This window comes from Pseudalkalibacillus sp. NRS-1564 (assembly GCF_050467905.1).
Classification (GTDB): Bacteria; Bacillota; Bacilli; order Bacillales; family Guptibacillaceae; genus Guptibacillus; species Guptibacillus hwajinpoensis_B.
In genome coordinates this window covers 1-20499 of sequence record NZ_JBITPM010000032.1, presented here as the reverse complement: position 1 = coordinate 20499, position 20499 = coordinate 1, and the positions used below count along the sequence as shown (strand labels likewise).

At 41.3% G+C, this 20499-nt stretch carries 19 protein-coding genes; 9 read left to right on the top strand and 10 right to left on the bottom strand.

Features of this window, described 5'->3' with window-relative positions:
* Positions 1–47: 47 nt before the first annotated feature.
* Positions 48–947, bottom strand: coding sequence for a phosphogluconate dehydrogenase (NAD(+)-dependent, decarboxylating) (gnd, locus tag ACIFPW_RS15025; protein WP_303532733.1), 900 nt, complete (start codon positions 945–947; stop codon positions 48–50).
* Positions 948–1101: 154 nt separating this feature from the next.
* Between gnd and ACIFPW_RS15020 the strand changes: the two genes are divergently transcribed.
* Together ACIFPW_RS15020 and ACIFPW_RS15015 are read left to right on the top strand one after the other, a co-directional pair.
* The gene (locus ACIFPW_RS15020) at positions 1102–1959 is read left to right on the top strand and encodes a MurR/RpiR family transcriptional regulator (RefSeq protein WP_194218202.1); all 858 of its coding nucleotides are present in this window, start codon (positions 1102–1104) and stop codon (positions 1957–1959) included.
* Between the two features lie 153 nt (positions 1960–2112).
* Positions 2113–3225 (top strand): NADH-dependent flavin oxidoreductase, encoded by a 1113-nt coding sequence (locus tag ACIFPW_RS15015; protein WP_430245614.1) that lies wholly within the window; start codon positions 2113–2115, stop codon positions 3223–3225.
* A 42-nt stretch (positions 3226–3267) separates the two neighbouring features.
* Here the strand turns inward: ACIFPW_RS15015 and ACIFPW_RS15010 are convergent, their stop codons facing one another.
* The 3 genes from ACIFPW_RS15010 to ACIFPW_RS15000 all read right to left on the bottom strand — a co-directional run bounded on the left by ACIFPW_RS15010 (position 3268) and on the right by ACIFPW_RS15000 (position 6625).
* A complete protein-coding gene (locus tag ACIFPW_RS15010) occupies positions 3268–3585 on the bottom strand; it encodes a DUF1330 domain-containing protein (RefSeq protein ID WP_430245457.1) in 318 nt (105 codons plus the stop codon).
* Complete coding sequence (locus ACIFPW_RS15005; RefSeq protein ID WP_430245454.1) at positions 3557–5827, bottom strand: molybdopterin-dependent oxidoreductase; 2271 nt, start codon at positions 5825–5827, stop codon at positions 3557–3559. Before ACIFPW_RS15005 ends, ACIFPW_RS15010 begins: the two co-directional genes overlap by 29 nt.
* 102 nt (positions 5828–5929) lie before the next feature.
* Entirely contained in the window at positions 5930–6625 is a 696-nt protein-coding gene (locus ACIFPW_RS15000; RefSeq protein WP_430245452.1) for a LuxR C-terminal-related transcriptional regulator, read from the bottom strand.
* Between the two features lie 135 nt (positions 6626–6760).
* Here ACIFPW_RS15000 and ACIFPW_RS14995 point away from each other — a divergent pair, with 135 nt between their 5' ends.
* From ACIFPW_RS14995 to ACIFPW_RS14985, 3 genes are all read left to right on the top strand, one after another.
* On the top strand, positions 6761–7651 hold the full coding sequence (locus tag ACIFPW_RS14995) for a R2-like ligand-binding oxidase (protein ID WP_430245450.1): 891 nt from the start codon (positions 6761–6763) through the stop codon (positions 7649–7651).
* Between the two features lie 93 nt (positions 7652–7744).
* Positions 7745–9196, top strand: coding sequence for an aldehyde dehydrogenase family protein (locus ACIFPW_RS14990; RefSeq protein WP_430245612.1), 1452 nt, complete (start codon positions 7745–7747; stop codon positions 9194–9196).
* A gap of 18 nt (positions 9197–9214) precedes the next feature.
* A complete protein-coding gene (locus tag ACIFPW_RS14985; RefSeq protein WP_430245449.1) occupies positions 9215–10429 on the top strand; it encodes an iron-containing alcohol dehydrogenase in 1215 nt (404 codons plus the stop codon).
* A 33-nt stretch (positions 10430–10462) separates the two neighbouring features.
* On the opposite strand, the gene ACIFPW_RS14980 is transcribed toward ACIFPW_RS14985, so the two are convergent.
* Positions 10463–11080: an NAD(P)-dependent oxidoreductase gene (locus ACIFPW_RS14980; protein ID WP_430245447.1), complete on the bottom strand. Its 618-nt coding sequence runs from the start codon at positions 11078–11080 to the stop codon at positions 10463–10465.
* Positions 11081–11157: 77 nt separating this feature from the next.
* Positions 11158–12354, bottom strand: coding sequence for a class I SAM-dependent rRNA methyltransferase (locus ACIFPW_RS14975; RefSeq protein ID WP_430245445.1), 1197 nt, complete (start codon positions 12352–12354; stop codon positions 11158–11160).
* Between the two features lie 134 nt (positions 12355–12488).
* Here ACIFPW_RS14975 and ACIFPW_RS14970 point away from each other — a divergent pair, with 134 nt between their 5' ends.
* Together ACIFPW_RS14970 and ACIFPW_RS14965 are read left to right on the top strand one after the other, a co-directional pair.
* Complete coding sequence (locus ACIFPW_RS14970) at positions 12489–12611, top strand: hypothetical protein (protein ID WP_255622932.1); 123 nt, start codon at positions 12489–12491, stop codon at positions 12609–12611.
* A gap of 86 nt (positions 12612–12697) precedes the next feature.
* Positions 12698–14032, top strand: coding sequence for an MFS transporter (locus ACIFPW_RS14965; RefSeq protein ID WP_430245443.1), 1335 nt, complete (start codon positions 12698–12700; stop codon positions 14030–14032).
* An 81-nt stretch (positions 14033–14113) separates the two neighbouring features.
* On the opposite strand, the gene ACIFPW_RS14960 is transcribed toward ACIFPW_RS14965, so the two are convergent.
* From ACIFPW_RS14960 to ACIFPW_RS14945, 4 genes are all read right to left on the bottom strand, one after another.
* Complete coding sequence (locus ACIFPW_RS14960; protein ID WP_430245442.1) at positions 14114–15745, bottom strand: hypothetical protein; 1632 nt, start codon at positions 15743–15745, stop codon at positions 14114–14116.
* Positions 15742–16536: an ABC transporter ATP-binding protein gene (locus ACIFPW_RS14955; protein WP_430245440.1), complete on the bottom strand. Its 795-nt coding sequence runs from the start codon at positions 16534–16536 to the stop codon at positions 15742–15744. Before ACIFPW_RS14955 ends, ACIFPW_RS14960 begins: the two co-directional genes overlap by 4 nt.
* A 161-nt stretch (positions 16537–16697) precedes the next feature.
* Entirely contained in the window at positions 16698–17762 is a 1065-nt protein-coding gene (locus tag ACIFPW_RS14950; RefSeq protein WP_430245610.1) for an RQC-minor-2 family DNA-binding protein, read from the bottom strand.
* 35 nt (positions 17763–17797) lie between these two features.
* Positions 17798–18223 (bottom strand): hypothetical protein, encoded by a 426-nt coding sequence (locus ACIFPW_RS14945; protein WP_430245438.1) that lies wholly within the window; start codon positions 18221–18223, stop codon positions 17798–17800.
* A 165-nt stretch (positions 18224–18388) separates the two neighbouring features.
* On the opposite strand from ACIFPW_RS14945, the gene ACIFPW_RS14940 reads away from it, so the two are divergent.
* Both ACIFPW_RS14940 and ACIFPW_RS14935 read left to right on the top strand, forming a co-directional pair.
* Positions 18389–19843 (top strand): phospholipase D family protein, encoded by a 1455-nt coding sequence (locus ACIFPW_RS14940; protein WP_430245437.1) that lies wholly within the window; start codon positions 18389–18391, stop codon positions 19841–19843.
* 265 nt (positions 19844–20108) lie between these two features.
* A complete protein-coding gene (locus ACIFPW_RS14935; protein WP_303532760.1) occupies positions 20109–20477 on the top strand; it encodes a VOC family protein in 369 nt (122 codons plus the stop codon).
* The last annotated feature ends 22 nt before the right edge of the window (positions 20478–20499 follow it).

Sequence of the window (20499 nt, the reverse complement as noted above, 5' to 3'; positions counted from 1 at the left end):
TCAGGAAGCATGTTTATACAAACATGCTTCCTCCTTTATCTTCCAAATCAATTGCTTTTTTCAGTTGCGTGACCGCCGAACTCATTACGAAGCGCGGCTACAACTTTACCTGTAAATGTATCGTCTTCTAAAGAACGATAGCGCATCATTAATGCAAGAGCAATAACAGGCGTTGCTGTCTGAAGATCAAGAGCTGTTTCTACTGTCCATTTCCCTTCACCTGATGAGTTCATAACACCACGAATCTCATCAAGGTTAGCATCTTTAGAGAATGCCTGCTCTGTTAATTCCATTAACCATGAGCGAATAACAGAACCGTTATTCCATACGCGCGCTACTTTCTCGTAGTCAAAATCATATTCGCTTTTGCTTAATAGATCGAATCCTTCTGCAATGGACTGCATCATACCGTATTCGACGCCGTTATGAACCATTTTTAGGAAGTGTCCACTACCTGATTCTCCCGCATAAAGGTAACCATCTTCTACACAAATATCTTTAAACAGTGGTTCGATCGTTTTGAAAACTTCGCTATCTCCACCAATCATTGTACAAGCGCCATTACGAGCTCCTGACTTACCACCGCTTGTCCCAACATCAAAGAAAGAAATTCCCTTTTCTAGGAGCATCTCACCTCGGCTTTTTGAATCTTTGTAGTGAGAGTTTCCTCCATCAATGACAATGTCACCACGATCAAGAAGTGTCGACAATTCTGTTGTCACAGCTTGAGTAATCTCACCTGCAGGAACCATCATCCAAAGAATCCGAGGCGTTTCTAGCGCTTCTACAACATCCTTAAGAGAAGACTTCCCATTAAAACCTTCTTCGTTCATTTTTTGTACTTGCTCATCATTAGCATCATTTACAACAACGTTATGTCCATGATCACGTAAGTTTAAAGCAAGGTTGTATCCCATTTTACCTAAACCAATTAATCCGACGTTCATATTAAAAACTCCTTAAGTGAATGAAATATTTTTTCCTATAATTTAATTATACATTAAATATTTTTTGTTTCAATTGGTTGAGTGGAATCTATTTTCATCTTAATTGTAATCGGTTACAATTATACAATCAGGATTGATAGAGAGGAGAATGTAAATGTCCGATACGGAAACCCGTCACTGCCTTCCAAGAATTCGCTCTTCCTATTCGCAATTTAGCGAAAAAGAACGACAGGTGGCGGATTATATTTTGAACCATTCTAATAAAATTATCCATAGTACCATTAATCAGGTGGCAGAAGATTTAAACGTTGCAGATGCAACCGTTTTCCGCTTTTGTAAGCGAATTGGCTTCAAAGGCTTTCAAGCGATGAAAATTGCCCTTGCTGCGGAAATCGTGAATCCCATTCAGGATATCCATGAGACCATCACAGAAACGGATTCAACGAAAGAGGTAGCAGAAAAGGTCCTCCGTTCCAACATACGAACGCTTGAAGATACGTATCACATACTCGATAATGCAACCATTGATCAAGCTGTGCAGATTTTATTAAATGCAACTCATATTGAATTCTACGGAAATGGTGGTTCTGGGATTATTGCGATGGACGCCCAGCATAAGTTTATTCGAACAGGATTACGCTCCACATCATACAGTGATGCACATTTACAAATCATGTCCGCTTCTCAGCTATCAAGTAGCGATGTGGCTGTCTTAATTTCTCATTCTGGAACGAACAAAGATATGCTTCGTGTTGCTGACATCGCAAAAGAAACAGGTGCAACGACGATCGCCATCACAAACCTGGCGACATCTCCACTAAGTAAAAAGGTTGATATTCCTCTTTATACTGTTTCACAAGAAACCGATTTCCGCTCTGAAGCGCTCGCATCAAGAATTGCACAGCTAAGTCTTGTTGATGCGCTTTATGTGAACGTCATGATCGCTCGAAAAGAAAAATCTAAGCACTCTCTTCAGCTTATGCGAGAGGCAATCTCTTCTAAACGAATATAGCCTCATACTAAAATCCGCCATCATTGGCGGGTTTTTTTATAGGTTTTACTGACACATCATAAAAGCACTTTGAAAGACAAGAAATGAGCTGTCATGCTAAACTGTAAGAGTTGGAATTACAGTACGTGTATTAAAAGGAGGACAACAATGACTATGAATCGAAAAATGCTTCAATCTTATACTCTACCTTCTGGCGTAGAATTAAAAAACCGTGTCATGCTTGCTCCAATGACAAACTTCTTATCAAATGATGATGGTACAGTATCCGCACAAGAGCTTGCTTATTATGAAAAGCGTTCTGGTGGAGTTGGCGCAGTTATTACGGCATGTGCTTATGTGCTCCCACACGGGAAAGGCTTTGCTGGTGAAATTGGCGCTAACCGTGATGAACAGATTCCTGGTTTGAAGAAATTAGCTGACACCATTCATGCAGAAGGTGCAAAGGCGATTCTACAAATATTCCACGGAGGTAGAATGTGCCCTCCTGAGCTCGTTCCGAATGAAGAAATTCTTAGCGCAAGTGCTGTACCCGCTGAGCGTGAAGGTTCGAAAACTCCTCGTGCAATGACAGAAGACGAAATTCAAGAAACAATTCGTGCTTTCGGCGAAGCAACGCGAAGAGCTATCGAAGCTGGGTTTGATGGTGTTGAGCTTCATGGTGCCAATACGTACCTTCTTCAACAGTTCTTTTCTCCGCATTCTAACCGCAGAGAAGACACATGGGGTGGCAGCCTTGAAAATCGTATGAAATTCCCATTAGCTGTTCTAGAATCTGTTCAGGAAGCAATCAAAAAACATGCTAATGGCGCTTTCGTTCTTGGCTATCGGATCTCACCTGAAGAACGCGAAAATCCTGGAATCTCAATGGATGATACGCTTCAGTTTGTTGATGAACTTGCTTCACGGAACTTGGACTATGTTCACGTTTCACTATCCGACTTCTATCAAGGTTCAATGCGCGAAGAAGATGCTACACCACGCATGGAGATGATTAAAGAACGAATTGGTCACAACGTTCCTGTCATTGGTGTCGGCTCACTTCATACCCCTGTTGAAGTGGAAGAAGCGCTTGAGACTGGTGTACCTCTTATCGCTCTTGGCCGTGAAATGATTATGGAACCGAACTGGGTTGAGAAAGTTCAAAACGGTGACGAAGATAGCATTCGAGTGACGTTACGAAAAGACGCTCAGCAAGAACTTGTATTACCTGATCCACTTTGGAATGCCATTTTTAGCGTACCAGGCTGGTTCCCAATCGAAGAATAGAAAATAGCAAAGCCCCCGCATTTTAAAGTGCGGGGGCTTTGCTTATTTTAGGACGGGTCTCAAATCATCTAACTTCTCAAATAAATGCCAGACAAAATCATCGACCCCAAGCTCACGATGTGGATGCAAATCCTCAAGATCTGGATCACTTACATATTTGTATATACCTTCTTTGGATTTCCATTCAACAAGCATCATCACTTGTCTCGGCTCGATATCCCCTTCTGGTGATGAATGTAGCTTGCCAATCGCAACAACCTTCCCTCCGTATTTACGTACTGGCTCCTCTGCCCTTTTTGCGTATTCAGCATATTCTTCTCCATCTTTTACGTTAAATAGATTCAGAGCGTACAAAGCCATGTTCATTCCTCCCACTTTTTGCTTTTCTAACGACAATCGGTATACCATTTAATACAGCTGTTCCTGAAACAGCATCAAGTCTTTTTTCATTACTTAATATATTCGTATTGACGCCTTTGTTTTCCTTAGCCACCGTCATTTTCGTCCCATCTAGGTTATGACCATATCCATGTGGGATGCTGCCTACTCCAGGCATAATGTCTTCTGTTAATGCTACATTTACTTCAAGACTACCTGTATCTGATTGAACTTGTGCGAGGTCACCATCATGAAGATCAAGTCGCTTGCCATCTTCTGGGTGAAGCAATAACGTACAGCGATCCTTCCCCTTCATAAGAACAGGCAAATTATGCATCCAGGAATTGTTTGATCGTAAATTTCTTCGACCGATCAATACCATATCTACTTGTTCAGATGATTCTTCTTTAAGCCTTGCGACGTCTTTTACAATGACTTCAGGGGCTAACTCAACCTTACCTGTGTGAGTCAGTAATATTTCAGGAATTCTTGGCTTTAACGCTCCTAAATCAATTCCGTGCGGGTTTTGTTCAAGTTTATTTAGACTTAAACCACCTTGCTTTTTGAAATGGTCTCCATAAGGACCTGACCTAAGCATATAATCAAGCATTCTCTCTGGACCAATTCCGACCTGAAGGACGCTAATAATTTCTTTCGGATCCTGGTCGAAAAGGGGCGATTGTTCATTTTGCACGTCTTTTTTAATGAGGTAATGAATCGATTTCTCATCTAATTTCGCTGCTGCATTGTCATCAGGCTCTTCTTCTCCAACTAATGTCGCGAGCTTTAGGAGGATTTCCCACTCATCCAGCTGGGATTCTTTCTTTTCGAAAACAGGAGGCGAGTAGTGAGAAATGTTTCGAACAGACAGTTGATAAAATGAAAGATCATAGTGTGAGCGTTCAAGTGGTGTAGGAGCTGGAAGAATCACGTTAGCATTTCTTGTTGTTTCATTCAGGTAACAGTCAATGCTTACCATAAAGTCGAGATTTTCAATGCCGTTTTGTAAACGCTTACTATTTGGTGTTGACAAGATAGGATTACCAGCTACAGTTACAAATGCACGGATCTGTCCTTCCCCTGGCGTATCCATTTCTTCGGCTAAACACGCAACTGGAAGCTCACCGAGTACTTCTGGCAGTTCGCTCACTCTGCTTCTAAAGCGATCAAATCGGTAGCCTTTTTTCTTAGATGTCTTGCCACCGGCTGCAGGTGTTGTGAACATAACACCACCTTCGCGATCAAGATTACCTGTCACAACATTGATCACATCAATCAACCAGCTATTTACTGTGCCAAATGTTTGTGTACATGTCCCCATTCTTCCATACACAGCAGCACACGTTGCGGAAGAAATATCCCTTGCAATGGCGCGAATCGTTTCTGAATCGAGACCACATATCGAAGCAACCTTATCAGGTGGAAAATCTTTCGCGAGCTCTTTCACTGTTTCAAGTCCATTCACATGACCCGATAGGTGAGTTTCCTTCGCTAACTTTTCATCAAACAACGTATGGAGGATACTAAACAAAAAATAACCATCTGTTCCTGGTTTAATAAAATGATGATCATCTGCTACTTTAGCTGTGGCTGTACGAATGGGATCAACAACCACAAGACGCCCACCGCGATCTTGTAATGCCTTCAGCCTTCCTCTCATATTTGGTCCTGTCATTAAGCTACCATTTGAAACAATTGGATTCGCTCCAATCACAAGAAAATACTGTGTTCGATCGATATCAGGGATCGGTATACTGAAATCACTACCATACATAAACTCAGCTGCTAGCTGCTTTGGAATCTGATCGACTGTGCTTGCTGAATATTGATTTCGACTACCGAGAGCACGAAGAAAGAGAGGTAAATAAAGTAAACCTGAGAGATTATGAACATTAGGGTTACCGAGGTAGACGCCCACTGCATCGCGACCATACTTTTCAATCACACGACGAAGCCCTTTCCTAACTTCCTTAAAAGCCTCCTCGTAGCTTACTGTAAACCACTCTGTTCCTTTTCGAATCATTGGCTCTCGAATGCGCTCTGGATCATGATGAAGTTCTTTTAAACTAAATCCTTTCGGGCACAAATATCCCTTACTGAAAGGATCTTTCTTATCACCCTCAATATGCGTTACTTCTCCATTCACCGTGTGAATTTCTAAGCCGCATGTGGCTTCACAGAGCGGGCAAGTACGGTAGTGAATCTTCTCCTCAACAGTGGTCATCGCATATTCCTCCTTATGTTCGTTTAAATACCAACTGGTTAGTATTTAAAGTTTACTGAAAATTCCATCACTATTCAAGGGAAAGTAAAAGGATTCCGTTAGTTACAGAATCCATTTTTCTCTTAATGCTTTTGCAACTGCTTCGGCACGATGATTAGCTTGTAACTTTCGAATCGCCGTACTTATATAATCTCTCGCTGTAAAATCACTGATTCGTAATAACCTGGCCATTTCTTTCGTACTGTAGCCATCAGCTGCATATTGAAGAACTTCTGTTTCACGTTTGCTTAAGGGATTGGGTGACCGAGAGATTGGTGGGAGCATATAAGCAAGTGCCTGTTGAAAATAAATCATCACATCATCAATAAGCCCTTGATGAACCGTAACACCCTCTTCGTTTTTATCAATTAGGACACAGCCAATAGCAATTCGCTCAATGCTTAATGGAATAATTAAGACAGATGTTAAATCATAAGCTTCGATATATTCTGTGGGGAAGAGCTGATGATGCTGATCCATCACCAGGAAAGAAGGCTTGTTACTTAGAAGGACTCGTTGAATGGGTGGGATGCGCCGTATATCCTCACGTATAGCGCTCATAGAAAACACTCCACTACGATCAACGCGAAGAATGCCTTCTCCAACACCTGTAAAATAGGAAAAAGTAAAGAGACTGGCACGCATGAATGGAAAATGGGCAAGACATTGTTTAATCATTACTTCGCAACGTTGGATTGGATCTTTCATCTCTAACATCCGATGAAAAGATCGCATCCACGTTTCCTCATGCATCGACATGATTCACCCCTATCTTTTCAGGAATCGAACTGCCGTACAAAAATCGTTAAACTGTATATGTAAGCGCTTTCTAAGATAGCTCCTTCATTATAAAATTTGCTAGATTAAATCGCAAGTATTGAAAGGTGGTCAAAGATGCGGAAAGAAATGATAACGACAAGCAACCGCGGACTTCAGGAAGATTCCCTGCCATTTCGTCTTTATCAAAAAGCGAAGAAATTTGGCGGATGGGACCCAAGAGAGATTGATTTTACTCAAGACGTAAAAGATCGGCAGTTTCTAACCGGGAATCAACAAGAAGAGATACTGAGACTTATTTCTCAATTTCAGGCTGGTAAAGAAGCAGTCACATTGGACCTTCTGCCATTAATCATGGTGATCGCAAAAGAAGGAAGATTAGAAGAAGAGATGTACTTAACAACTTTTCTTTTTGAGGAAGCAAAGCACACGGAATTCTTTCGTGTATTTCTAAATGAGATTGGTCAAACCGGGGACCTGTCCCGTTTTCACTCCGACACCTATCGGAAAATTTTTTATTCTATATTACCGGAAGCAATGGGGAAACTCCAACAGGACCATTCTCCTGAAGCGCTAGCTGAAGCTTCTACTGTCTACAATATGTTTGTGGAAGGGGTTCTTGCTGAAACAGGCTATTTTTCTTTCTACGAATCTCTTGATAAAGCCAAGGTTATGCCAGGATTAATGAAAGGCGTTGGATTGCTGAAAAAAGATGAATCACGTCATATCGGCTATGGCACCTTCTTGTTACAGCGCCTGATTGCTGAACATCCCCACCTCTTTGAGATTGTGCAAAATAAGATGAATCAGCTCGCCCCACTTGCAGATCAGTTAACACAGGAAGGAATAGGAGAAAAAACACATAGCGCATTCGGAAATACACTTGATGCCACAATGGCCTTTTCTATGAAACAGCTATCGGTAAGGATGGACATCCTTGCACGCGCAAAAGGAAAAGACATCAACGAGATTTACCGTACTTCTGAATCCGATGTTGGCGTTCTTTAAAGTAAAGGAGGAAGAGCTATGTCAGTAAACGTAGAAATAAAGTCATTTCCGCTTTTTATTAATGGAGAATAGTCTCCTTCAGAAAGTGGTCAACTGTTCGAGGTGATGAATCCTGCTACTGGAGATGTAATCGCAAAAGTAACGAGCGGTAACGCTAAAGATGTTGACCGGGCTGTAGAGGCAGCATCCAAAGCATTCGATAATGAAGAATGGCGGGAGATGCCTCCAAAAGAGCGATCGAAAGTCCTTTACTCCATCGCTCAGAAAATCATGGAAAATGCAGAAGAACTTGTTGCCTTAGAAGCGCTCTCTTCAGGTGGCACCGTTAGAAGACTTGGATCCAATGACATCATTCAGATGGTGGATCTATTCCAGACTCTCGGTAAATTTGTGCTCGATTACACCTATTCAGAAACACTGCCATCTCCTCCGTTTCCAGGACCAGCTCATAACTTTATCTGGCGTGAGCCAATCGGCGTCTGTGCCGCCATAACGCCATGGAACATGCCTATGCTTATTGCAACGTGGAAGATCGCACCTGCGCTTGCCATGGGGAACACCATCGTTATTAAACCAGCGAGTTATACACCACTTACAACGCTCCGTCTCGCTGAAATTATTTCTGAAATAGTTCCCAGAGGAGTGATAAATGTTGTCACGGGTAGTGGAAAAGACGTTGGTGAACCACTCGCTACGCACCCCAAAGTCGATAAGATAGCTTTCACTGGTTCTACTGAAGTGGGACGTCACATTATGAGTTTAGCTTCTAAAACAGTGAAGAACACAACGCTTGAACTTGGTGGGAAATCACCTTCCATTATCCTGGATGATGCAGATCTTTCAATCGCCCTTCCTGGCAGTCTGTTCGGTGTCTTCCTTCACTCTGGTCAATTGTGCGAATCCGGAACGAGACTCTTTGTTCCAGATAAACTGTATGATCAGGTAATCGATGGACTCAAAGAGCTTTCTGAGAAGCTTGTGATTGGGAATCCAATTGATCCGGCGACAGATATGGGTCCGGTGGTTTCTGCTACGCAAAAAGAAGCTATCTTATCTTACATTGAGAAAGGTAAGCGGGAAGGGGCTCGTCTTATATGTGGCGGGAATGAAGTTAACGTGAAGGGCTGTGAGAAAGGACATTTTATTTCTCCAACAATTTTTGCCGATGTCACGAACGACATGACGATCGCCCAAGAAGAAATCTTCGGGCCTGTGCTTTCTGTTATCCGGTATAGCGATGTTGATGATGCCATCCGTATGGCGAACGATACGATTTACGGACTAGCAGCAGGTGTTTGGTCAACTGATGTGAATAAAGCCTTTAAGGTCGTAAGAAAACTGCGTGCCGGTGTTGTTTGGATAAATGATTGGCATATGCTCAGAAATGATGCACCGTTTGGCGGATACAAACAAAGTGGCATTGGTAGAGAAATGGGCAAGCATTCTCTTGACGCATATACTCAGGTGAAGCATGTGCACACCTCCATGGTGCCAGAAATCGAACGGAGAAATTGGTACAGTCTTCTCTTTTCTAACCAATCTTAATAAAGGAGGTAAAACCGTATGACATTAACATATTCTCAATATTTGCTTCGAACGGCCATTCATAGCGGGGCAGGCACTCGGGCACTTGTACCCGATCTGTTCAGAGGACTTCAAGCAAAGCGTGTGGTTCTCTTTAGTGACCACGGACTTGAAAAAGCTGGTGTCGTTGAAAAGATCAAAGAGATATTCGATCTGACACCACATGGGACTGGCCCTGAACTTGCAGGGATTTATCTTGATATCAATCAAGATGCAGGGAGTCATGATGTTAATGCAGCGCTTAAATTTGCCAGGGAAGTAAGTGCGGATGGGCTACTCGCTGTTGGCGGTGGCAGCGTGATGGACACCGTAAAAGGGGTGAAATACGCCCTTCACAACGGATTAACAGATATTAAAGAAGCTATTCCAGGAGGACTTCTCTATTTATCCTGGCCAGAGGCCACTCATATACCAATTCCCCACATCTCGATCCCTACAACCGCTGGTACAGGATCAGAGGTATCTCCTATTGCCGTGATTTATAACGAAGAAATCAAGATGAAGACAAACATTATTCATCCATTTATTAATGCCGATATGGCTATATTGGATCCAGAATTGACAACGGGATTACCACCTATTATTACGGCTTTTACTGGATTTGATGCGTTAACTCACGCAATTGAAGCATTCGCCTCACCATCAGCCACATCGCTAACTGATGCTTATGCCCTCCAGTCTATTCGCTTGATTGAGTCACATCTCTCAACTGCCGTCAACCAGGGAGATAACCTCACAGCACGTATGGAAATGCTCCAAGCGAGTATGATGGGTATAACGGCATTTAGCTTCGCCCTTAATGCCATTCCTGTGCATAATTTTGCGCATGCGTACGGAGCTCTTTTCCGCATTCCACACGGCCTTGCGAATGCCGTTTTTCTTCCGGTTGTAATGGAAATGCTCCCTGATCTCTATCTCCCAAAAATAAAGGAACTTGCTCGTGCCCTTCATTTAGAGACAACCGGCAAGAATAATGACACGTTGCTACAAGCTGTCATTCATAAACTAAAAGAAATGCAGCAGAACGTTGGTCTTCCAGCTAATTTCAAAGATTATGACATTAAGCTTGATGCACTTGACGCTACAATCGCAGCGGTAAAAATGGATCCTGCTGCTCTCAATTATCCACTTCCACCAGAATTAATTCGCGCAGTTGGCGAGCGCGTCATTCATTCCCAGAAGGTATTCGTATAACGAAAGAACCGTGAAGCTTAAGCTTCACGGTTCTTAGTATGCAAGTCCGATCGATTCTCGAATGTAGAGATGATCTGTTACGGTATGAAGCATAAAATCAGCTACATCTGATCGAGCGATGCGACGTCCGCCTTTTGGAATGCCACTTCGCGCTTTCCGATACTCTCCAGTCCGATCATCATTCGTTAATCCTATTGGACGAGCCACTGTCCACTCTGCTTCACTTGCAGCAAGAAGGTCGACTGCTCTTCGATGATCAGCAAGGACGTTCTGCAACAGTTTGCCTGCAACAAACCCTGTCACTCCAGGAATCTCTTTATTAATCCCAGCAGAAGCCATATAAACGATCCGCTTTACATCATGAATGCTCATCGCATCGAGGATATTTGCCGTCATTGTAGAAAGATCTGTTGTTTTTCCAAGTCCATTAGCACCCAAACATGAAATAACGGCATCAACGTCAGAAGTTATCGCCTGCTTCACATCAGCAGACTGCATCGCATCGCCAATTTCAACTGATAAATTTTTGTGAGTCGTTTCAAGTTTTGAAGGTGTTCGAACAAATGCAGTGACGGTATGGCCCGCTGCAATGGCCTGTTTCACAAAAGCATTTCCTGTACCGCCTGTAGCTCCGAATACAATTAGTTTCATGAGTACGACCTCTCCCTCTATTCAACGATCTTTATCTTTTTATCCCCGTTAATAGATATCAGTGAAACGCAAATACCCTATTTAATTTTCTTTATGAAAACAACCTTAAGATAGTTTCCTTCACGAAACTCTTTAATCGTACGAAAATCTTCAGGTAGTGTAAATTCTTCTAGCAGCTCATATTTACCGTTCGTTTCTTTAAATGCCTGATCAACAAACCCTTTAAACTTCTTCATATCATAGCCGCTATAGTTCGTTGAAGCGACAATCACACCATTATCTTCCGTAATTGAAATCGCATCTTTCAACAGATCTTTATAATCTTTAGCAGCACTAAATGTATGTTTCTTAGAACGTGCAAAGCTTGGAGGATCAAGAATCACCATATCAAAAGATAAATTCTTTTTAACGGCGTACTTAAAATATTTAAATACATCCATCACGAGGATGTTTTGTTCTTCATAATCAATGTCGTTAACGCTAAACTGCTCGATCGTCTTATTCAAGCTTCGATTAGCAAGATCAACACTTGTTGTACCCGTCGCGCCACCTTCAACCGCAAATACCGAGAAAGCACCTGTGTAGGAGAACGTATTTAATACTGTTTTCCCCTTCGCGTATTGATCACGGATTAACTTTCGAACAGGGCGCTGATCAAGAAATACTCCAACCATGGCACCTTCATTTAAATACACAGCAAAGTTCACACCATTTTCTTTCACAATTAGCGGGAATTCGCCACGTTCTCCTTCAACAAAATCATCATCTTCTACATATTGACCTTTCGCGTCAAAGCGTTTCTTCTCATAGATACCTTTAAAATCCACAAGCTGTTTTAACGCCTCTACTACAACATTTTTAAACGAATAAATCCCTTCACTGTACCAGTTAATAAGATAATAACCGTCGAAATAATCGATGGTTACGCCTCCCAGGCCATCTCCCTCCCCATTCACCACACGAAATGCCGTTGTTGTTGGATCTTCAAAGAACGAAGTACGATGACGAAGGGCTTGCTGGATTTTCCTCACAAAAAAGTCCTGATCAATTGCTTCTTGTTCATTTTGTGAGAGCACCCAGCCATACCCCTTGTTTTGCCTTCCATAATAGCCTCTTGCAATAAACTGACCTTTCTCATCTTCTAGTCTTAGAATCGTCCCTTCTTCTTTCAAGACGTCTGCATTCTCAATCGCTTCCTTGAATATAAGGGGATATCCTTTAAAAAATTTCTTTTGATGCTTTGCTTGCACCTGCACGCTTCGTTCGTTCCTCATCGTGTCATCCTAACTTTTCGAGTTTTTTTATCTGCTTGCATTATATCACGTAACCTACCTGCTCCATAAACCGAACTTCCCTCTGGATAATTGGATTGATTCATTCAGAAACTAACGACGAAAGGTGGTGATGAATGGTGAAAACGAAAACAGGAACGGATATTGAGACAGTGAAACGTCTTAATGCAAATTCAGGGCTTACCTATAACCAGGCAAAAGAAATGTTGGCTAAAAAGATGAAGAAAGAAAAGAGTTAATTTCATTGAAACCGTGAAATGAGACGAATCATGCGCTTATCGTTTACAATAAGCTGGTGCTTTACTAACGCATCAGGAGGGTTTTAATGAACGAGAAAACAACTTCAAGCTATTTCAAAACCATTCTTCTTTTAAGTGTGGCGGTCTGGCTTGTTGTCATGAATACAACAATGTTTAATGTTGCTTTACCAAATGTATTAACTGAATTTAACCTTTCCCCTGCAGATGGCGCCTGGATTGTGTCTGGATACTCCATTATCCTCGCAATTTTCACGATTACGTATACTCGTCTATCGGATTATCTACCGATCAGACGCCTCTTAATTGCAGGGATTGTCATATTTGGACTCGGATCAGTTCTTGGCTTCTTTTCAGAGACATTTCCACTACTATTAGCTGCACGTCTTTTACAAGCAACCGGAGCAGCTGCAATTCCTGGACTATCTATGGTGTTTGCGGGACGATTCATTCCATTTTCAAGTCGCGGACGGGCGATGGCCATGATTGCTTCAGCATCATCTCTCGGGTTCGGACTTGGCCCTGTTGTTGGGGGCGTCGTAACGGAGTATCTTGATTGGAATTATCTTTTCACTGTAACTTTATTTGTAGTTTTACTCATACCAATTCTCTTTCGTCGTCTTCCGGAAGAGGAGGTTCGTAAAGGAAGCTTTGACATTATAGGAGGACTATTGACAGGGGCTACTGTTACAAGCTTTCTACTCTATATTTCAACTTTTAATTGGCTGTTTTTAGCTCTGGGCATTATCGTAGGCGGACTCCTCTGGCTTCGAATTACAAGAACAGATATTCCTTTTATTCAACCGTCTCTTTTTAAAAACAAAGGATATCGAAAGCTATTGTATATGAGCTATCTTGGGTTCACAACCCACTTTGCCATTTTACTTCTTATGCCACTCATGCTTCAGAACGTTTATGAAAAAGGACCTTCTGTCGTAGGGTATATTATTTTTCCAGGCGCCATGCTTTCAGCAGTTGCCGCTATTTATGTTGGAAGACTACTTGATCGATACGGAAACATGAAAGTGATTTATCTTGCTCACGGTCTGCTTCTCATCTCCACCGTGATTTTCTACTTCCTATCACCTCTAAATGAATACATGATTATGATTGGCTATATGTTCACAAGTTTCGGCTTCTCAAGCCTTTCATCTAGTACAACGAACGAGGTGTCGCGCATTCTTCCTTCTGAAGAGATCGCCACTGGCATTGGTATGAAGCAGCTCATACAATTTGTTGGGAGCGCCTCAGGATCTGTAGCTGGTGGGATCATGCTTGAACTTAACGGATTAACATATAGTACAGAATCATTCCAGCTAACGTATATCTTCTTATTTATCTTAATGGCACTATCAGCCATCATCATGTGGATATACGCCCGCAAATTGAAAACCTCAGTATAGATCATCTTAGCACTAGGAGACTAAATAACCCACCTCATGATGAGGTGGGTTATTGATTCGACAGGAATCGGGGAGTGCCTGTCACTCGCTATGTTTCAATCCCTTATTCCAAATAAGCGGTAAGATAAACGCAAGAACAAGGAGATACGCCCAGGTACCGAATGGAACTTTGGTTAGTATGAAGTGTACGACCCAGAATACAGGGATCAATAACGCAAACGGGATAGTCTTCCAACCATCACTTTGCCCGGCTGATTCAAAAGGCTCCGAAAAAGGAAGCGTGCCTTTCAATATTCGAAAACAAATGACGCTATAAATAAGAGCGATTAAGCATACGATGATCAAATCTGGAATAATTCGAACACCGAATAAAAAGGTATAAATCGCACTGATAGCCACAAACACAGGTGCAAATAGGCGAAGTAGAAAAGCCTTTAACGTACCCTTAATAATCACGCCAGAATTTTGTATAGGTGTGACATGATAAATCCATGACCCTTTACTTTTACTCGAATATTGAAGCATGATCACTATTCCCGGAACCATCATCATGCTCGCATAAATCGTTAAATAGGAGTTACCTGAAGTAAGGGCTTCAAATGACTGCCCAGCAGAATAGCTATTATACAGAAAAACAAAAGGAAAGATCATAGCAAACCCAAGAGAAGGATAGATCTTCAGTTTTAAATCACGTTCATTCTTTAGCATTCTCCCCGCAAATTGATAAAACGCATGCTCTTCTCTGCTTCGCGTGATAAATGAAGCCAAATGTTCCATTCCCTTAAATGTCTTCTTTTTCGATGGGCCAGTCTGATCGATGAGCTTAAGAAGGTTCTTCTCAAACGTAGGTAACAATGATAAATATAGCCACAGAGCGATTAGTGGTATCAAAATAGCTAATGCGATAAAGATATAGTAATAAGCTCCGTTAGCCCCATTCAACACTACAGCAAACGGTGCGCCAAACCAAACTGGCGGTAAAAGGAGATTCCACCATGTTGGTGAAAAGCCTACCTGTAATCCCGCAAATTCAAAAGCACGAGCAAGTACTTGATAACCGACTACGATGGTGATCGATAACCCTATTTGCACATAATTAATGACATCTCTTAAGCGTTCTCCGCCAAAAAATTTTAAGATGATGTAATACAGCAGCGCTGTCAGCGCCACAATTAACAAATCACTAAAAAACACTGTAACGACAAATAACACTCCAAATAAAATTCCATACTGCACAGTTCCTACAATAAGTGGAACAACAACAATCGCAGCCGTTAAGAAAAATAAATATATCGTAACGTGGACAGCCCGTGCTGCACTAATCGTTCGACGATCGACAGGTCTTGTGCCAATAACCGTTTGGTCTCGAACGTCTAAAAGAACAGAAGAGAAATCTGAGATCATCGCCGTCATAATTAAAAACATTAAAACACCGAAAATCAAGCTCATCTGAAACATAAAATTGTCACCAAAAAACAGGATCGGAATCAACGTTAGCCCAATAAAAGCATAAAACCAGAGTGATTTAAGAAACTGGTTGGAATCTTTCTTTTTGTTCCCACTCATGTTCTGGCTCATTATCGTAGTAGGGCGTCTCCCATCCATCGTTAGCTTTACCTGAAGTATTCGACGCAAGGTTGGATAATCAATATCCAGCCGCTCAAATAGGAACCGAAAGAGGTCAAGAATCTTTAGTGTTGGAAAGTTCTTCATACATCTTCACGCTGCACGATTTGCACAAAATCTCCCGCAAGATTTTGATGCTCATTAAAACCTGTTAATTGATTAAATATCTCCTCAAGTGAGCCCTCTTTATTTTTTTGACGAAGCTGTTCAAAGCTTCCATCCGCAACAATCTTGCCATCATTTAGAAGGAGAATACGGCTACTAATTTTCTGAACGACCTCCATAATGTGTGAAGAGTAGAAAATCGTTTTCCCCTGAGCCGCAAGCTGAGCAAGGATTTCTTTAAATACCATGACACTATTCGCATCAAGACCATTGATCGGTTCATCGAGAAAAAGAATATCAGGGTCATGAAGCAAGCTAGAAATCAGTAAGACTTTTTGCTTCATACCTTTTGAGTAGGATGAAATACGAGATTCATAAACGTCTTCAAGCTCAAACACTCTCATCAGCAATCTAGCTTTATATTCCGCTGTATCAGCATCTAATCCGTAGAGTTCACCTGTAAACGTTAGGTACTCCTGGGCAGATAAGTTATCATAAAGGTCCGCCGATTCTGGAACATACCCGATTCTCTTTTTATAATCAACGCTATTCTTTTTAATATTTTCTCCAAATATCTCAACTTCACCAGCGTAAGTAGCTTCTAATCCGAGCATGATTTTAACAGTGGTACTCTTACCAGCCCCATTCGGACCAATGTAACCAATAATTTGCCCTTCATAAACATCAAGATCAATATTATCTAGAACGAGCTTTTCTCCGTACCACTTCGTCAATCCTTTCAAAGAAAGTACTTTTCCCGGTCCGTGTTCCATACAATCCCCTCCATATGTAAACTTCTACTTATTTCTACGAAACGTACGATAAAAGGTTTCATCCTGTCCACAAACCCTTTAGGTAGTATAATCAGGTCCTTTCACACCGAAAATTCATTTCGTCAAAAAAAAGACGATGATACTCACATCGTCTTTTTGAGCTATTCGCCCTCTCTACTTAACATTCGATTGGCCTTCTTTGTCAGCCCATAGCCTTTGGAGATCTTAAGCAGCAAGCCGTCTTTCTCCATGTATTTGATCCCTTTGACAACATGTTTTTCTTGCCAATTCTGTAAAAGACCGAACACCTCATTTTCATGTAGTCTTTGTGCTCGTATCGCATTTGTTGCTTGTCCGGTAAAGACTTTTGAGAGCACATGAAGTGGCTCATTTTCATGCCCGATAATGAAGTGAAGCAATAACTTCATCTCGCCAATTGTCATCGTATGTTGCTTTACATTCATGTACTCTTCCTCATTCGAAGGGACATTTTGACTGATTGACTTTACTTTTTCCAGGTAGTCTCGAACAAAGGTGATTTCTCTTTGATCCAAATCCGGAAAAACTGTCCGAGGCTTAAAAGGTGCTATGGTATCGGTTAATACATGGGAAAACCAAATAAGTGGTGAGCCTGCTCGATCTTCTGGCAGTCTCACGCTTTTGAGCTGCTGATAAACCGTAACCGTAGATGGCGCTTCAAATAAAGCAAGTTCTTCTTCTGATAAAGTATGCTGAACTTGTAGCACTTCAGCATAAAGCGGTGCATACGGCTTGAATGCTTGAATCGCTTGAGACACTTCCTCTATTTTTTCTACTAAACGTGGAGTCTTGTCTACCATTTCATTGAATTGTCGTTCAATCGTTCCGATACGTTTCTTCGCACGGTCAATGTCAATTTCCTCGTTAAAATGGACAAGGTTTTCCTCTATATCATAATAAATCGCATATCCGCAGGCCTCACAATAAAATTCAACATCACCACTAGAAGGGTGAAGCATCATCTTCTTCTCATGATGACAAACTCCCTTTTCGGACCATAACCATTCATCTGGAACTTCGCGGTAAGGTCTCATCACAATGTCGACTCGGTGTCGCCAGTAAGCAAGATCTTCAGGAGAATTTAAAAGGGAGATAAGAGGCGAGTGATTCATCCTTTCAACCGCTTTTACAACGTTTTCTTTCTCTCTAGCCAATTGAAGAAACGGATGAAGTTGATACGCCTCTATAATGCGCTCTTCCCATTCTACACGAGACTTTTCAGCTAACTCCGCGCAAAAAGGTAATCTCGAATAACCCGATCGAGATGACGATCAAGATCTTCCGTTGATAACTGTAAATAAAACTCTTGATAAGTAGAATTGTTATGGATGGGGAGGCCATGCATCGGTGAAAAAGTTTGCCACAATAATTGCTTTGGTTTGATAAGATGTGGGTAAAGCTCATCTTCTTTATTTAAAGGAATAGGTAAAACGGCTTCGTTTTCCTGTTCAAGAAACGTTTGCAACTTCTGCTTCTCTTCCTGGGTAAGAGCGCCAACCTTCCGTTTCACATGTTCGTGAAGACGATGAATCATGCCTTTTTGTACTTTCTGACCTACCGTTCTAATTCGTTTATTTTTCTTTCCCATTGGGACAAACGCAAACATCGGATAGGCATCAAAATGATAAGTATGATGTTCAACTGTCATTATGCAAAACCCGCTTTCTGTCTTTCAGCTGTTTATCCAACAGTATACGGCGGAATTTGGTATGGAAACAACCTTACAGCATGCAAAAAAACACATTCAGAGGAGGGATACATTTGTACGGCGCGGGGTATATAAAGAGAAAATAGAAATTGAGGAGCACTACAATTGAAGAAACGATCATGGTATCGCAAAAAACGTTGGATGATATTCATTATATTTTTAGTTATTTATGTAGGCGTTATCACTTATCACCGCTTCAAGCCTTTACCTGAAGGCGTATCCTACGCAGGTGAAGTTCATCAAATAAATGATGAAGACATCGAGTTTCTTTTTGACTTAACTTACGACAAAAAGGAGAAAGAAGTTTATGATCATAGTATTTTTGATGAAATCAACAGTACGATTCAAGAAGCCGATGATTTCCTTATTTTAGACCTTTTCTTATTTAACGGATACACGGACGGGAAAAGAGATTATCCAAAAATCAGTGAAGACTTAGCGAATACAGTAGTTGAAGTAATGAAGGCGAAGCCTAACCTGAAGGTTGTCCTCATTAGCGATGAAGTGAACACAACATATGGATCTCACGAGGCTGACCAAATAAATAAAATTAAGGAAATGGGCGCCGAAGTTATTTTCACTGATCTTGATCGGCTGCGAGATCCAAACTTATTTTATTCAGGGCTTTGGAGAATGGGGATCACCTGGTTTGGGCAAGAAGGCAAAGGATGGCTTCCAAACCCAATGGCACCTTCAGCACCAAAAGTCACTGCACGATCTTATCTAGAATTGCTTAATGTGAAAGCGAACCATCGTAAAACGGTGACTACAGAAGATGCGGGTATTATCATGTCTGCAAATCCTCATGATGCGAGCGGTTTTCATTCTAACATTGCCTTTAAAGTGAAAGGCGAGATTCTAAATGACCTTATCGAAACTGAAAAAGCAGTTGCTGCCTATTCTGGAGGAAACGTATCGTCATTTCCAGACACTAAGTTGACCGATGAGAGTCCCGAGGCTGCTTCTAATGTTAAAGCTCAAATTGTGACAGAAAGTAAAATTCAGGATAGTGTTGTGACAGCTATTGATGATGCCAAAAAAGGAGAGCTGATCTATATTGGAATGTTTTATCTGGCAGACCGGGATATCGTTGATGCGCTTGTTGACGCAACCGAACGAGAGGTCGACGTACGTCTCGTACTAGATCCCAATCAAAATGCCTTTGGACAGCAAAAAATCGGCTTACCTAACCTTCCTGTGACAGCTGAGCTAGAGAAACAAGGAAGTGAGCATCTTACAATCCGCTGGTATGACACAAATAAAGAGCAATTTCACACAAAACTATTGTATATAAAAGGAAATAAAGAGAGCACAATCATCGGTGGATCAGGCAACTATACCTCTAGAAACCTGGATGATTACAATATGGAAACGAATATTCATTTAAAAGCACCTAACGATACTAAAGTCGTCCAGGATGTTGACCGCTATTTTGAGCGAATTTGGTCAAATAAAGATGGAACCTATACAGCTGACTACGAAAAATATCAAAACTCTCTTTCCCCCTATAAATATGTCATGTATATTCTTCAAAAATTATTCCAAGTAACCACATATTAACTATCATTAAAAATCCCCGGGAAAAATTTCCCGGGGATTTTTAGGTTACCTTGTTCTTCTTTTATTTCGCATTTTCTTTACAATCGGATAAATAATGGGACCGTATTTAATCGCTTTTTTAATCAAATTTCTCATAAAAGGATACCCTCCTCTAGTACTATCCTTTATTCCCGATTTCTTATTACCTAAACGAAAGATTAGAGGAGATTCAACGGACTGGAGAGAAATAGAAAATAACCAGATAATTAGGAGGACGATTTCTCTTATGATCAAACAGGTGAGCCAAATAGCGATTCCCGTCAAAAAGATGGAGCGAGCGGTCCAATTCTACAAAGAGCATTTGGAACTTAAATTATTATTTGAAACAAATCAGATGGCTTTTTTTGATTGTAATGGGCTGCGCTTGCTACTAAGTATTCCAGAGAAAGAAACTTTCGCACATGCAAGCTCAGTTCTTTATTTTGAAGTAAGTCATATTGAGAAAAGCTACGAACGTTTAATGAAGAATGGGGTGATTTTCATTAGTAAACCTCACCTAGTTGCGAAAACAGATGACGTTGAAACGTGGATGGCGTTTTTTGAAGATAGTGAGCAAAACACACATGCCATCATGAGTGAAGTGCTAACAAAATAAAGAAGAGGCTGGGACATAAATA

Coding starts and splice junctions, on each gene's coding strand:
- gnd (WP_303532733.1), bottom strand. CDS start 947: ATGAACGTCGGATTAATTGGTTTAGGTAAAATGGGATACAACCTTGCT.
- ACIFPW_RS15020 (WP_194218202.1), top strand. CDS start 1,102: ATGTCCGATACGGAAACCCGTCACTGCCTTCCAAGAATTCGCTCTTCC.
- ACIFPW_RS15015 (WP_430245614.1), top strand. CDS start 2,113: ATGAATCGAAAAATGCTTCAATCTTATACTCTACCTTCTGGCGTAGAA.
- ACIFPW_RS15010 (WP_430245457.1), bottom strand. CDS start 3,585: ATGGCTTTGTACGCTCTGAATCTATTTAACGTAAAAGATGGAGAAGAA.
- ACIFPW_RS15005 (WP_430245454.1), bottom strand. CDS start 5,827: ATGACCACTGTTGAGGAGAAGATTCACTACCGTACTTGCCCGCTCTGT.
- ACIFPW_RS15000 (WP_430245452.1), bottom strand. CDS start 6,625: ATGTCGATGCATGAGGAAACGTGGATGCGATCTTTTCATCGGATGTTA.
- ACIFPW_RS14995 (WP_430245450.1), top strand. CDS start 6,761: ATGCGGAAAGAAATGATAACGACAAGCAACCGCGGACTTCAGGAAGAT.
- ACIFPW_RS14985 (WP_430245449.1), top strand. CDS start 9,215: ATGACATTAACATATTCTCAATATTTGCTTCGAACGGCCATTCATAGC.
- ACIFPW_RS14980 (WP_430245447.1), bottom strand. CDS start 11,080: ATGAAACTAATTGTATTCGGAGCTACAGGCGGTACAGGAAATGCTTTT.
- ACIFPW_RS14975 (WP_430245445.1), bottom strand. CDS start 12,354: ATGAGGAACGAACGAAGCGTGCAGGTGCAAGCAAAGCATCAAAAGAAA.
- ACIFPW_RS14970 (WP_255622932.1), top strand. CDS start 12,489: ATGGTGAAAACGAAAACAGGAACGGATATTGAGACAGTGAAACGTCTT.
- ACIFPW_RS14965 (WP_430245443.1), top strand. CDS start 12,698: ATGAACGAGAAAACAACTTCAAGCTATTTCAAAACCATTCTTCTTTTA.
- ACIFPW_RS14960 (WP_430245442.1), bottom strand. CDS start 15,745: ATGAAGAACTTTCCAACACTAAAGATTCTTGACCTCTTTCGGTTCCTA.
- ACIFPW_RS14955 (WP_430245440.1), bottom strand. CDS start 16,536: ATGGAACACGGACCGGGAAAAGTACTTTCTTTGAAAGGATTGACGAAG.
- ACIFPW_RS14945 (WP_430245438.1), bottom strand. CDS start 18,223: ATGACAGTTGAACATCATACTTATCATTTTGATGCCTATCCGATGTTT.
- ACIFPW_RS14935 (WP_303532760.1), top strand. CDS start 20,109: ATGATCAAACAGGTGAGCCAAATAGCGATTCCCGTCAAAAAGATGGAG.